Annotated in this window: 15 protein-coding genes; 11 read left to right on the top strand and 4 right to left on the bottom strand. The window is 51.5% G+C overall.

The annotated features are described in order from the left end of the window. The first annotated feature begins 99 nt into the window (after nt 1–99). From LG204_RS10745 to LG204_RS10725, 5 genes are all read left to right on the top strand, one after another. Complete coding sequence (locus tag LG204_RS10745) at nt 100–432, top strand: YnfA family protein (protein ID WP_230337266.1); 333 nt, start codon at nt 100–102, stop codon at nt 430–432. A gap of 48 nt (nt 433–480) precedes the next feature. After that, nucleotides 481–1,098 carry a cation transporter gene (locus LG204_RS10740; protein ID WP_230337265.1) on the top strand — a complete coding sequence of 206 codons (618 nt, stop codon included), beginning with the start codon at nt 481–483 and terminating at the stop codon, nt 1,096–1,098. Nucleotides 1,099–1,220: 122 nt separating this feature from the next. Then, on the top strand, nt 1,221–1,517 hold the full coding sequence (locus LG204_RS10735) for a hypothetical protein (RefSeq protein WP_230337264.1): 297 nt from the start codon (nt 1,221–1,223) through the stop codon (nt 1,515–1,517). A 12-nt stretch (nt 1,518–1,529) separates the two neighbouring features. Beyond that, on the top strand, nt 1,530–3,731 hold the full coding sequence (locus tag LG204_RS10730) for a VTT domain-containing protein (RefSeq protein ID WP_230337263.1): 2,202 nt from the start codon (nt 1,530–1,532) through the stop codon (nt 3,729–3,731). Between the two features lie 73 nt (nt 3,732–3,804). Further along, nucleotides 3,805–4,521, top strand: a complete 717-nt coding sequence (locus LG204_RS10725) for an endonuclease/exonuclease/phosphatase family protein (RefSeq protein ID WP_230337262.1) — start codon at nt 3,805–3,807, stop codon at nt 4,519–4,521. 158 nt (nt 4,522–4,679) lie between these two features. Here LG204_RS10725 and LG204_RS10720 read toward each other — a convergent pair whose 3' ends face one another. Beyond that, nucleotides 4,680–5,159 carry an EF-hand domain-containing protein gene (locus tag LG204_RS10720; RefSeq protein ID WP_230337261.1) on the bottom strand — a complete coding sequence of 160 codons (480 nt, stop codon included), beginning with the start codon at nt 5,157–5,159 and terminating at the stop codon, nt 4,680–4,682. Nucleotides 5,160–5,375: 216 nt separating this feature from the next. Between LG204_RS10720 and LG204_RS10715 the strand changes: the two genes are divergently transcribed. The 3 genes from LG204_RS10715 (at nt 5,376) to LG204_RS10705 (ending at nt 7,486) form a co-directional block, all read left to right on the top strand. Continuing rightward, nucleotides 5,376–5,906 (top strand): DUF4142 domain-containing protein, encoded by a 531-nt coding sequence (locus LG204_RS10715; RefSeq protein WP_230337260.1) that lies wholly within the window; start codon nt 5,376–5,378, stop codon nt 5,904–5,906. Between the two features lie 691 nt (nt 5,907–6,597). Continuing rightward, complete coding sequence (locus tag LG204_RS10710) at nt 6,598–6,894, top strand: hypothetical protein (protein ID WP_230337259.1); 297 nt, start codon at nt 6,598–6,600, stop codon at nt 6,892–6,894. Then, nucleotides 6,887–7,486: a hypothetical protein gene (locus LG204_RS10705; RefSeq protein WP_230337258.1), complete on the top strand. Its 600-nt coding sequence runs from the start codon at nt 6,887–6,889 to the stop codon at nt 7,484–7,486. The genes LG204_RS10710 and LG204_RS10705 overlap by 8 nt, the downstream gene beginning before the upstream one ends. A 157-nt stretch (nt 7,487–7,643) precedes the next feature. On the opposite strand, the gene LG204_RS10700 is transcribed toward LG204_RS10705, so the two are convergent. Then, nucleotides 7,644–8,519 (bottom strand): LysR family transcriptional regulator, encoded by an 876-nt coding sequence (locus tag LG204_RS10700; RefSeq protein WP_230337257.1) that lies wholly within the window; start codon nt 8,517–8,519, stop codon nt 7,644–7,646. 103 nt (nt 8,520–8,622) lie between these two features. Between LG204_RS10700 and LG204_RS10695 the strand changes: the two genes are divergently transcribed. The 3 genes from LG204_RS10695 to LG204_RS10685 all read left to right on the top strand — a co-directional run bounded on the left by LG204_RS10695 (nt 8,623) and on the right by LG204_RS10685 (nt 11,503). Next, complete coding sequence (locus LG204_RS10695) at nt 8,623–9,558, top strand: NADP-dependent oxidoreductase (protein WP_230337256.1); 936 nt, start codon at nt 8,623–8,625, stop codon at nt 9,556–9,558. A 44-nt stretch (nt 9,559–9,602) separates the two neighbouring features. Then, nucleotides 9,603–10,472 carry an NmrA/HSCARG family protein gene (locus LG204_RS10690; protein ID WP_230337255.1) on the top strand — a complete coding sequence of 290 codons (870 nt, stop codon included), beginning with the start codon at nt 9,603–9,605 and terminating at the stop codon, nt 10,470–10,472. A 224-nt stretch (nt 10,473–10,696) separates the two neighbouring features. Next, nucleotides 10,697–11,503 (top strand): pirin family protein, encoded by an 807-nt coding sequence (locus LG204_RS10685; protein ID WP_230337254.1) that lies wholly within the window; start codon nt 10,697–10,699, stop codon nt 11,501–11,503. Between the two features lie 120 nt (nt 11,504–11,623). Here LG204_RS10685 and LG204_RS10680 read toward each other — a convergent pair whose 3' ends face one another. Together LG204_RS10680 and LG204_RS10675 are read right to left on the bottom strand one after the other, a co-directional pair. After that, nucleotides 11,624–12,457 carry an oxidoreductase gene (locus tag LG204_RS10680; protein ID WP_230337253.1) on the bottom strand — a complete coding sequence of 278 codons (834 nt, stop codon included), beginning with the start codon at nt 12,455–12,457 and terminating at the stop codon, nt 11,624–11,626. Between the two features lie 100 nt (nt 12,458–12,557). After that, complete coding sequence (locus LG204_RS10675; protein WP_230337252.1) at nt 12,558–13,145, bottom strand: TetR/AcrR family transcriptional regulator; 588 nt, start codon at nt 13,143–13,145, stop codon at nt 12,558–12,560. Between the last annotated feature and the right edge of the window lie 216 nt (nt 13,146–13,361).

Below are 13,361 nucleotides of genomic sequence, written 5' to 3'. Positions count from 1 at the left end.
CTTGTTGAGCAACTCCTGAAAGCGCCTGCGGGCGCTTTTTTATTGTCCGCAAGCCAGGCAAAATGCAGGTATATTCAAGATTAACTTCACGAGAACCTTATGCATCCGCTGAATACGTTTCTGCTGTTTGTGCTGACCGCCATTGCCGAGATTGTCGGCTGTTATCTGCCATATTTATATTTAAGCAAAGGCAAAAGCATCTGGCTGCTGGTGCCAGCGGCGATCTCGCTAGCATTGTTTGCCTGGCTGCTATCGCTGCATCCCACCGCAGCGGGGCGGGTGTATGCGGCTTATGGCGGGGTCTATATCGCGGTTGCCATCGTCTGGCTATGGCAGGTGGATGGCATACGCCCGAGTGGATGGGATCTGCTCGGCGCTGGCGTAGCCCTGTGTGGCATGGCCATCATCATGTTTGCGCCCAAAACTGCTTGAGCGGGCAGGGTACGATGCAATCGGTTAATGGAATAACAGGAGGCTCTCATGGCAGATTGTTGTAACAACACATCATGCGCCATTGAAGCGCTGAAGCAGCGCCAGAGTAAAACCCTCAAGATCGTGCTGGCGATCAACGCCATCATGTTCGTGGTGGTATTTGCCGCCGGGCTGCTGGCCCACTCCACCGCCTTGCTTTCCGATAGCCTCGATAACCTTGGCGATGCGCTGACATATGCGTTAAGCCTGTATGTGGTCTCACGCAGCACCCGCGAAAAAGCCTTGGTGGCGCTGTTCAAGGGCGGGCTGATTTTAGTGGCGGGCCTGTTTGTGATGGGGCAGGTGATTTATCGGCTATTTGTCCCTGCGCTGCCGATGTTTGACACCATGGGCGGCATAGGCTTGCTATCGCTGCTGGCCAATAGTCTCTGTCTTTTTCTACTGTGGAAGCACCGCAGTGATGACATCAATATGTCCTCCGTCTGGGCCTGCTCGCGCAATGATATTGCCACTAATCTTGCCGTCATCCTGGCGGCAGGTGCCGTGTGGGTGTTTAACGCCGCCTGGCCAGATCTGGTGGTCGGATTGGCGCTCTCCGTGCTCTTGATAAGCTCATCTGCCAAGGTGCTGTCATCGGCGTTTCGTGCGCTGAGAGGGGCTGCATGAGAGATTTCATAAAGATCGTCTGACAAGCGCAAGCGGAACTGTAGGCACACTGGCTTTTCATACAGGCATGGCTTCTGCCATAAGGCATGTTTTTGAAGACATTCACCTGACTGGAGCCCACCATGCCCATGCTTCGTTTATGCTTGTTTGCAGCATTGCTGTGCCTGATGGCGATGATCTCCATCAGTCAGGCAGATACCACCCCGGCAGGCAATTCGCTGCCCCCCTGTGATCAATCCTCCGCTACCAGCAAGCCTCCGTGCAGCACCGATAGCAAAAGTGTGACCGTTCCGCCTGCACACCCACAAGAACACAAAAGTGTGATTGTGCCGCCGCGCATGCCGCAAGAGGACCAGCCTGATCGCAGTATCAAGCCAGGCGCTGACATCCACCAGACCACCCCATCCACCAAGCAATAAGTGCACAAGATCATGGATACCTGGGAGGAGCACACCAAATTACCGGATGCTGATCAAGCCACATCAGCGCAGCCCATGCGGCTGAATGACGCCAACAGCTGGCATGCCGCTGAAGCCACGCACGCTGCGCTGCTGGTCGATTGTGCCAACTACTACCGCGCGCTGTATCACGCCATTTGCAAAGCCCGCCACAGCATCTTTATCCTGGGCTGGGATATCGACAGCCGCATTGAGCTGCTACGCGGTGAGGAGGCCGCCAATGCCCGCTGCCCGCATATGCTGTATGAGCTGCTGACCTGGAAAGCCGGGCAAAATCCCGCCATCCAGATTTACCTCAACCGCTGGAATTACTCGGTGTTTTTAGCCGCCGAGCGTGAGAGCTTTTCCGAATTCAAATGGAAGTGGCAGGAGGCGGACAATATTCACTTTGTATTTGATGGCCAACTACCCTTGGGCGCCAGCCATCACCAGAAAGTCGTGGTGGTGGATGATGAAATCGCCTTTTGTGGCGGCATGGATGTCGCGATCGCCCGCTGGGACAAGCGCGAGCACCACACCGAAGATGACCGCCGCATAGACCCGGATGGCAGCATCAAGCTGGGGGCTAAAAAGGAATTCGGGCCTTACCATGATATCCAGGCCGTGGTGACTGGCCCCGTAGTTCAACCGCTGGCAATCCTGGTGCGCGACCGATGGCGACAAGCCACTGGCAAGCATGCCATTGCCACCAGAACGCCCGATAGCCATGCCTTGCCACCGGTCTGGCCCACATTTGCCCAGCCTGCGCTGACCAATATCCGAACCGCTGTAGCGTTAACGCAGCCAGCCTTTATGCAGCAGCCGATGTGTACCCACATCAAGCAGCTTTATCTGGACATGATCGCCCGCGCCGAGCAGTTCATTTACATGGAAAACCAGTTTTTCACGCAGAAGGACATTGCGCGGGCGCTCAACAAGCGGCTGAAAGAGCGGCCAGCCCTGCGTGCACTGCTCATCAGCTGCGACAGGCCACAAGGTGTTATGGAGCGTAAATCCATGTACACCGGCCGGGTGCGCTTCAAGGAGCTGCTGGAAGCGGGCGGAGTAGGGGGGCGCGTGCTCATGGCCTACCCTGTGAGTCATGAGCATGGCGAAGAAAAAGCCATCCGCATCCATTCCAAACTGATGGTGGTGGATGACACTTACCTGCGGGTTGGGTCCAGCAATATCAACCGCCGCTCGATGACGCTGGATACCGAGTGCGACCTGATGTTTGAAGCGCATGACGATGCCACGCAGCAGGGGATTGCCACCATGCGCAATGACCTGATACGCGAGCATACCGGCCGCGAGATAGACGACATACAGGAGTTGATTGAGAGCGGCGCCAGTGTGCATACCTTTCTGGACGATATCCCCCATAGTCGCCAGCATTTGCGCCGCATCAACGACGAAGCCTATCGGCACGAGCGTTTTGCCGGAATCGCCACCTGGCTGGCGGACCCGGCCCACCCTTTGCTGCCGCGCCTCGTCACTTCGCGCGGGCAGCGGAAACAATTCCGCGCTTCGATTCCTCCCAAGCTGGTGATCGCCGTGCTGGTGGTGATTGCCCTGGTGCTGGCCTGGAAAATCACGCCACTGAGTGAATACGCCAATCCGGACAAAATTGTCCCCTTGCTGGAAAAAGTGAAGCACACGCCATGGGCGTTCCCCGCTGGCATGGCGGCTTATGTCATCGGTACGCTGATTTTCTTTCCACACGTGATCATGACCGCCACGGTGGTGATTGTATTTCCACCGCTGGAGGCGTTTTTGATCGCCATGCTGGGCTCGCTGGTGAGCTGCATTATTGGGTTTTTTGCGGGCAAGCAGCTGGGTGAAGATGCGCTGCGCGCGCTCACTGGCCGCTATGCAAAAAAAATTGCCCATTACGCCGACAAAGGCGGGCTGGTAGGGCTGACCCTGCTGCGGCTGGTACCGATTGCGCCTTACACCGTGGTCAATCTGGCGCTGGGCATGATGAATGTGCCTTTCTGGCGGCTGATGGCGGCCACGGCACTGGGCATGCTGCCCGGCACGGCAGTATCCGTGTTGCTGGGGCAATCGGCGCTCTCATTCTGGAAACATCCGGACATGCACAATATGCTGCTTCTGGGCGGCGGGCTGCTGGCCTGGATCCTGATCATCGTATTGAGTCATCTCGCCGCCAAACACTGGCAGACTGCGGCTAAATGAGGGGACTTGCACGGCGCAGGCACTGCCAATACGGTTGGCCTTATCTGCATGCATATGGCTTAAGGGGGCGACCATGAGCCGCATGCGATTGTTGTGCTTCAACATTCATGGCGGGCGCAGCCTGGATGGTCAGCGCGATCTCAAGCGCATACATCACCTCATGCAGCGGCTGGATATTGATGTTGGCGTGATTCAGGAGATGGAAACGCGCCCTTCGCGCGGCGGCCTGCAGGATGACATTGAAAGCCTGGCCGGGCCTGAGCGCCCGTTTCACCTCGTCTGCCCCAGCATGCTTGAAGGGCAGGGCTGGTATGGCAACCTCATCGTCAGCCGTTACCCCATCCTGCGAGGATTGGTGCATAACCTGGAAACCCAGCCCAGCCTGGAGCCACGCATGGCAGCCGATGCGCTGATTGAAGGACCGCATGGCAATCTGCGTGTGATCGGGACCCATCTTTCACTCTCCATTTACGAACGGCGTAGCGAAGCGCGCAACCTGATACGTCTGATAAAAGCGGTGGAAGAAGAAGTAAAAAGCCCGCTCCTGCTCATGGGCGACATCAACGAATGGCAGCGCCCCTCGGCCTTGCTGCGCTTTCTGGATAGCCATTTGACGCCGGTGCCGTGCAAAGCTACGTTTCCCTCGCTGTGCCCGGTGTTGCGTCTGGATCGTGTGTGGTACGAGGCGGCGGATATCAAGATCACCGCGCACCGCATCGATGGCAAAGACATCCGCAGATTGTCTGATCATTTGCCGGTGGTGATTGAACTGGAGTGGCCAGAACCTTAGCCGGAAAAGCAAACCTGATTAGCAGGCAAGTGATGAAAAAAGCGGCTCTCGAAAGAGGCGCAGATATAGCCGCTAGGCGTATCCTGCGCCATCTACATCTTGATGAATTTCAGTTAGTGTTCAACGAGCGAATAGCCACCCTGAAAACGTGACACCTATCAGTTGCCAGTCTGCTTTGCCAGCCATTCCTGACCATCAATCTGGTTGTCTCCGGATTTATCCATGGCTTTGAATAACATGCCGTGATAAGCAATAAACTCATCTTTGGAGACTTTGTGGTCATTGTTTTTATCTACCATCGACATCATCTTCATTGACCGCAGCTCACGACTATAACCCCCGGTGGCAATGCTGATTTGCTCAGTTGCCTTGGTGCCAGCCCATTCAGTAGCATCAATATTGCCATCCTTGTTCTTGTCCAGCTCATCAAAAATACTGGCGTAATAGCGATCAAACTCACTTTTGGTGACCATGTGATTGCCATCCGCATCCAGCATTTTCATCATTTCCATCTGATGCATTTCAGTCGCATATCCCCCGGTGCTCAGCATGGGGTCAGCAGCCACGGCAGCCGTGGTGAATAACGCACCAAGCAGGGTAGCGACAATCAGTCCGGCAGAAGTTGTACATGTTTTCATTTTTTAAATCTCCAAAATATAGGAATTGATAGGGTGTTACATGCATTAGTCGCCCCCATGATCTTTCCCTTACACAACTTTGTGGCGTGATGTGTTTACGCCATGCGCCTCACAATGCGGATTTATCCCACAGGGAAATCAGACAACCCCCGATCACCCCCAACTGAAAAGCCGCCTACCTTGTAAACGTGCCCCCACATCACCAAGGAGAAGATCATGAACCTTACCCGCATGAAACTGCTTTCCGTCTGTACGCTGGTTGGCTTGATGACCCTGAGTGTCATTCACCAGGCCTGTGCCGCTGATGTATCAATGAGTGATAAAAATTTCTTTGAAAACGCCGCGCAAGCCAATAAAGCCGAAATTGCCGCCAGTGAACTGGCCAAGACCAAATCCAAAAACACTCAGGTATTAAAGTTTGCCGAGCAGATGATCAAAGACCACACCGAGGCATACGCCGCGCTAAGTGCACTTGCCAAGACCAAGGGCGTGGAGATCCCCACCGAGCCCAGCCTGATGCAAAAAGCCAAGGCCAAGCTGCTTTCCACCAAGGATGGCAAGGATTTTGACGAGGACTATGCCGAATCCATAGGCGTGGCCGCCCATAAAGACACCATCAAACTGTTTGAAAAAACCGCCACCAATGCGGACGATGCCGATATAAAACAGTTTGCGGCCAAGATGCTGCCCGCTCTTAAACACCATCTGGCTGAAGCAAAAAAGCTCAAAGCCAGCACGGATGATTAAACCTGGCTAATACGCTAATTACCCTGCAGATAGAGCAGGGCATACATAAAACAAAAGCCCCAGAATATGGGGCTTTTGTACATCTGCGGTATGCGGCTAATAAATCCAGCGAAGTGAAAATATCAGGCACAAAACAATAAAAAGAAAAATCGGCCCAGCAAACCCCCAGCTCTGTTTCTGGGTACCATTTGAATCACGTGCTTGTCTCTCATTTTTCATAAGAGCCACCTTTCCTTAACATATTTAAGGACCAGCACTCCCTGCAATATTGAACCCTTCAAAATTCTCAGCTCATCATGAAGCTATGCAGATTTGGATAAACCCCGACGCTCACGCCTCAGGTCTAATGATCTGCCTGGATAAATTTCGACAATACGCTTACTGGTTAGCTTATTTAGCATCCTTCATCGGAAGCCAGCATTCAATATAGGCCTGAAATTCAGACCCTGCTATGACAAATCACATTTAAGCGACTTATTTTTAAAGGTTTTTTAGAAAGAGAGATGAGGGTGAAGCGGTAGATCGTGGTGCAGCAAAACCCGTAATGGGCTTTTTTTGGTCTTCGTAAGACGGCAGTCCGGCGCGAAGCGCCGTCTAGATTTATATTACAGACACAATACAACCAGCGTGACTTTTTCCTATTCGGAATTCCTGCGGCCAAGGACACAATAAAAAGAAAAGGGCGCGGATAGTGCAGGGATTTCATCATCGCGGGGAATACCCAATACCTGATTGGGCGCATAGTTTAAGAAACTACTATTGGCACATACGTGTTGAGGGGCGGGATAAAGCAAAAAGAAGAAAGTTTTACCGATTGGTCGAAAAAGAAAAACTCCGCTTAGCAGAATCTTATGTGGATCAAAAGCTAATTATTATGGTATGTAGATATTTGGCAACAATGAAAGCATTGGATGGTAAAAAAATGCAAATAGCATCTTTTGAAGCTAAAATTCAAATGGTTTTTTATTGGGGAGATTGTAATGAATAAAATATCATTTTTAAAAGAAATTCAATTTGTTGTTTGGGCAATCCCTGTTTTAGGGTTTCTTCTTTCCATCATTTTCGACTGGGGATATTTAGCATACTTTGATATTCCATTTTTTTTTGCAGAAGTTAATTACTACACTGCATTTACCAGTATGCTATCAATCGCTATTATTTCTATTGGTATTCTTTATATTTTATCAATAGGAATTTACTTATCAGAAAAAAATAATCTTTTTTATTTTTTTGTTTTTGACCCTTTTATTCTAACAATTTCATTTATTGTTTTAGTTTTAGGTATAGCTACACATCACTCTTTCCACTTCACATTTTTTACTTACGTAGGCGGTGTAATTTTTAAGTTTCTCTATTTCTTAATTGTTTCTATTTATAACAAATCACTATCTAAAACCATTGACAATATTTCCTGGCCTATATTTTTCAATTTAGATGTTACTAAATTTTTAAACAGTAAATTTTTAGATGTCATTGATAAGGAACCTGTGCGAGATGGTGTAAAAGAAACTCTGGAGCATATTGAATATAAATCTTTTGCCGGCTATCTGATTGCGGCCTTATTTTTTTCATTGATATAGCTGATTGGATATGAGGCATCTGCACTGTTTGCCGCATCGAGTGTTGTTGCATCAATTTTACATAATATACATTATGCGCAGTAATGTGCAATTTCATAGTGTTGCTTAATTCAAGCCAAAGTGCATTTTTAAAGCGTTACCCTATCTCCAATAGCCTCTAGCCCTTCAGCACTAGAGACATGTCCGGATAGCGAGCGCAGATGAAATCGACAAATGCGCGAACCTTGGGAGCTACCAGGCGCCTTGACGTGTGCAATATCCAGAGTTCAGCTTCTGCACCTGATAAGGTGCCCCACTGAATCAACTCTCCGCGAGCAAGCTGGTCCCAAGCAATGGATTGAGGAATAAGCGCCGCACCGCCACCTGCGATAGCGGCATCGCGAATCATCAGGAATGATGAGAAGCGCAGTTTTGGAACAGGCTCCAGGACCAATTGCCCCCCGTCTAGTTTCCATGTGGTGGGCTGGAAACTCGAAGCCACGATACTGGCAACTTGCCTGATCGCGCCGGGCTGAGGCATAGGTACCGCAGGTGCCGCTACAACTACCAGTCTATCTTTGGCAAAGCATCGGCCGACCAAACTGCTGTCTGGTTTGGGATTGGTTCGAATGGCGACGTCAAATTGTTCCTCAACGAGATCGACCATGCGATCCTCCGCCACAACTTCTATAGTCACCTCAGGGTAAACCGCACAAAATTCTGCTCCAATGCGGCCCATCGCGAGCTGCGAGAACAACACGGGAGAAGCAATACGCAATCGCCCTCTAGGCGTTGATACGCCGTCACGTGCTGCGGTCATTGCCTCGACTACCTCACTCAATGGACCTTCGGTTCGAGTCATCAGGATCTGGCCAGCTTCGGTAAGTTTGAGACCGCGTGCGCTGCGCTCAACCAACCTCACCCCCATTTGTTCTTCAAGTTCGGAAATACGGCGCGACAAAGTTGCTTTGGGTATGCCGCTCACACGGCTTGCTTTTCCCAGCCCTTCGTTGGAGGCAACGAGTGTGAAATCGATCAGAGCGTTCAGGTTCATAGTGTTCCATTATTGAAACGTAGTGTGTAAATCTTGTCATCTTCCGTTAATTATTGCAACAGCATATCTTCTCATCATCGTAAGATGATAAAGAGGAAATGCAATGAACACTATTCAACGCGCTGTACTGATTCGGTCATATGGTGGCGCTGCCGCCGTGGAGGTGGCTGATATCCCGAAGTCAGAACCAAAAGAAGGCCAGGTTCTGGTGCGAGTTCGCGCTGCTGGTGTGAACGGCATCGACTGGAAAGTAAGGGAAGGCAATGTACGCAATGCTTTTCCGCTTCCGCTGCCTATCGTTTTGGGCGCTGAACTGGCGGGTGTCGTAGATGCAGTCGGGACTGGTGTTTCTCACCTGCAAGTCGGCGATCGGGTCATGGGCGCAATGGGCCGGCTTGGTGCTTACGCCGAATTCGTTACAGTCAATGCCGCGACCCTATCGCATACGCCAGATGGTCTTGATGATGTTGGTGCCGCGGCTATTCCGGTAGCAGCGGTAGCCGCTTGGAATAGCCTTAACCATGCGGGCTCGATTCAGTCTGGCCAGCGCATCCTTATTCACGGCGCGGCAGGTGGGCTGGGCGGATATGCCGTGCAATTCGCAAAGCGCGCTGGCGCCGAGGTCTTCGCAATTGCGGCAACGGCTGACACCGATTACGTGCGCAGTCTCGGCGCTGACCATGTGATCGACTATCAAACTCAGTCTTTCGAGGAACTAGTTCGAGACATTGATCTCGTGCTCGACTATGTCGGTGGAGAAATACTGGATCGATCGTGGCAGGTACTGACGCAGAACGGCGTCGTTGTCAGCACCGTCTCGCCCGACATTCTTGCCCGTACACCTGCTAATCGACGAGGACTCTGGTTCATGAACAAGCCAGACCCTGAGCTGTTGGAGAGACTGGCTGAGGAAGTCGCTAGCGGCAAGCTCCAGTCCCGCATTAGCGAAGTAATCGGTTTTGCCGACATCTCTGAAGCGATCGAACGCAATCGCACCGCATCCCGCGCAGGGAAAGTCGTGGCTGACTTCGCGCTCTAATCACACTTTTCATTTCACTTTTTTAACCCATGAAGGAGATTCAAATGAGCATTCTCGTCATCGGTGCCACTGGCACCATAGGTTCACTCATCACTCAAGGCCTTGCCGACTCTGGCGCCGAAGTCAAAGCCCTCGTGCGCCAGCTTGGCAAAAGGGCTTTCCCTGCAGGCGTCACCGAAGTTGTCGGAGACCTGACCGATGTCCCATCGATGCGCGCCGCGTTGTCTTCGGTGCGCACGCTTTTTCTGCTTAACGCGGTTACACCCGATGAAGTGACGCAAGCCATCATCACATTGAACCTCGCCCGCGAGGCTGGCATCGAGCGCATCGTCTACCTGTCCGTAATTCATGCCGACAAGTTCACCAATGTTCCGCACTTTACTGGCAAGCATACGGTTGAACGCATGATTGAAAGCCTCGATATGTCAGCGACCATTCTGCGTCCGGCTTACTTCATGCAAAACGAACTGATGGTTCTGCAGACGATTCAAAATTACTCGGTTTACCCAATGCCTATTGGCTCAACAGGTGTTGCGATGATCGATGCGCGTGATATTGCCGATGTCGCAGTTGCTGAATTATTGCGACGCGACCGGGCATCTTCAGCCTTGGATCGGGTAACGCTGGAATTGGTCGGTCCCCAGGCACTGACCGGTAACTTGGTGGCGAAAACCTGGAGTTCTGCCCTGGGACGCGAGATTGCCTACGGCGGTGACGATGTAGCGGCTTTCGAGAAAAATCTGACCTCCTACGGCCCAACATGGTTGGCATATGACATGAGCCTAATGATGGCGGATATCCAGAAGTTCGGCATGCTCGCAGATGAAGGAACGGTAGCACGGCTGGAGAGCATCATAGGGCACCCTCTTCGCACCTATGAAAACTTTGTCCGCGAAGTGACTGCTACAGCTTAAACATCTAGCGCAAGAGGACAGACTTTTTGATTGGTGCGTCGCATCGACAATAAATCTGTCCTCGTTCCAATGCCAGCATTTTGAAGCTCATCCGCCCACGCAAACCTGACTCAACGGAAATCGAAACGATGACTACATCCTCAACCAGTCCTGATGCGAATTTGTCCCGACGTATTGTGCACTCCACCCGAGGAGCAAAGGGCCACGGACCTATTACACGTCTTATGAGCCCTTCTGATCTGGGACAAATGCTCAAGCCTTTTGTATTCCTCGACATTTTTGAAGTGAGTGGCGATGCTATCCATGCGTTGTCGAATATGCCTCTGCATCCTCATTCGGGTATAGCAACAGTGACTGTGTTTACCGAAGGCCGGGTGCGTTATAACGACCCGGACAATGGTGAAGGTACTATTGGTTATGGTGGCGTTGAATGGATGCGGGCCGGCGGAGGTATATGGCATGGCAAGGAGCTGACAGCAGAAGAAGTTCCTCGCATTCAGGGATTTCAACTATGGATCGCGCTGCCGCCGGAGCTAGAAAACGGTGAACCGGAAAGTCGCTACCTCGATTCAGTGGGCGCGAATGAGGCTCAACTTTTTCATCTCATACTTGGTAACTATCAAGGTGTACAAAGCCCTGTGCCTGCGCCTAAGGACATCAATTATTTGCTTGTTACTTTAAAACCCGGCGAGAGTTGGACGTATCAGCCCCCTGCTGGGCACCATGTTGGATGGCTCGCGCTAGCCCAAGGGAAGTTGAATGCAGGAGATGTTGTCGAAGCTGGTGAAATGGTTAGTTTCGACTCCAGCGATGCATCCATAAACTTGCAAGCATGCGGTCCAGAAGATGCCGTATTTGTTTTAGGATCGGCTGTACCCCACCAGTACCCGCTACATCTTGGGTACTACTCTGTGCATACAAATGAGCAGGCACTTGAAGCGGGGGAACGTCGTATAGCTGAGTTGGGTAAAAAATTAAAGGCTGCTGGCGATCGTCGTACACAGTCAGGGACGATTCCTGTATTCCTCTGAATGTTTGCGGTTCTAAGCCGTTACACCTTTAACTATAAAAATGCAAAATCAATAAATGGCATAGCGCGCCTCAATGAGTCCTTTTGGCATGGCCCACCAAGGCACTGCAAGCCTTATCCCTTAAGCCTGGCTGGCTATGCTGTCCAGTGAGTCTAGTTTCATTTCTTTACGGATCCCCATATCCACCAATGCTGCAGGTGCAAACCTTCTCAGCAGACTCAACTGGCGCGCCATCTTTCCAGCGGCATATCGCAATTTGGGTTTTTTGGCGCTGGCTGCTTTTAACACAACATCGGCAACCACTTCAGGATCGTCCCCCGCGGCTACGGCAGTTTTAATCAGTTTGGCGAGGGCTTTACGTGCCGTGCTGTATTCCTCCAATTTGGAATCGACCTCCTGGGTGTTGGCCTCGAATTGCGTGTTGGTGTAAGCAGGCTCAATCACGGAGACGCGGATGCCTTTGGTACGGAGCTCATGATCGATTGATTCGGAAAAGCCTTCGACTGCGTGTTTGGTAGCTGCATAAGTGGCCATGTATGGCGCGGGTATCAGCCCCAGGATGGAGCCGATATTGATGATGCGGCCCGCGCCCTGTTTTCTCATATGCGGCACAACGGCACGCGTCATGCGGACAATGCCAAAAAAGTTGGTATCGAATATCTGCTTGGTTTGTTCGATGGAGCTTTCTTCGGCGCCGCCCGGGGCTACGCCAAAGCCTGCGTTATTCACCAGCAGATCTATGCGGCCTTCTGTTTCCATGACGTGCTTGAGCGCGGCTTCAATGGAGGCCTCGCTGGTTACGTCCAGCGCAATCATTTTGTATGAACGATGAGCCAACTGTGCGGCCTTGCGGCTGGTGCCATACACCTTATACCCAGAATTGGCGAGCAGCTCTGCTGTTGCCTCACCAATGCCAGATGATGCGCCTGTGACAATTGCGATTTTCTTTTCCATGTATGTTTCCCCATTCCTTTCAAATCTATCAATATGCTTTAAATATGATAATCGTCATATTTAAAGGCCATAAAAAACAAATGCTTAATTAAAAAACTCATTATTCAATGGCTTTGTGGTGCTTTAACGCTGCCTGGCGAAATTCCTGACTCAGCTCAGGCTCATCGACCGCTCGCGCCAAGAGTAATGTGCCGACCATGGTGGAGATGGTGACCAGTGCTTTTTGATGCGCGTTTGGCTGGCCAGTGAAGCGACTTTCGACAAGGGCTACCATTTCCTTGATGCGCCGCGTAGCAGCCTTTCTTACTTCGGGGGCTTGGCGTGGCATTTCCGAGCCTAGGGAGGCTAAAGCGCAGCCTGATTCAATATTGGCCATATGCTCATTCGATAAATAGGCATTCATCAGGGCAAATAAAGCCTGCTCTCGGGGTGCTTCTGCGAATATGCGTTCAGCAATGGCAATGGTGTCGGCCCCTGCCAGGTCTGCAGCCTCGGCCAGCATGGCATCCCGAGAGGAGAAATGCGCGTAAAAGCCGCCATGCGTCAGGCCCGCCTCTTTCATGATGTCTGCCACGCCAGTTCCATCATAACCACTGCGGCGAATGGCACGGGCTGCGGTTTCCACAATGCGCTTATGTGTTGTTTCTTTGCGATTAATCGTATTGCGCGGTGTCGTTGTTTTCTTCATGACGATCATCATATATGACGGTCATCATAATGCAAGAACAATTTTATTTTTGTACCGGCACATGGCATCTACCCTGCCCTTTGGCGGCAGCTGCTATGTGATGAACATCTCAACGATGTCCTACCCGCCAATGCGAGGTTTGCTTATAACGTCTTGGGCCTGTGTGGTTTAGCTTGAATCCTTCAGGTAATCATCTACGTCGGAGGTCATCATCAT

This window comes from Methylovorus menthalis, assembly GCF_020523625.1.
Classification (GTDB): Bacteria; Pseudomonadota; Gammaproteobacteria; order Burkholderiales; family Methylophilaceae; genus Methylovorus; species Methylovorus menthalis.
The sequence above is the reverse complement of the archived record's forward strand: the minus strand, read 5'-3'. Positions and strand labels throughout refer to the sequence as shown.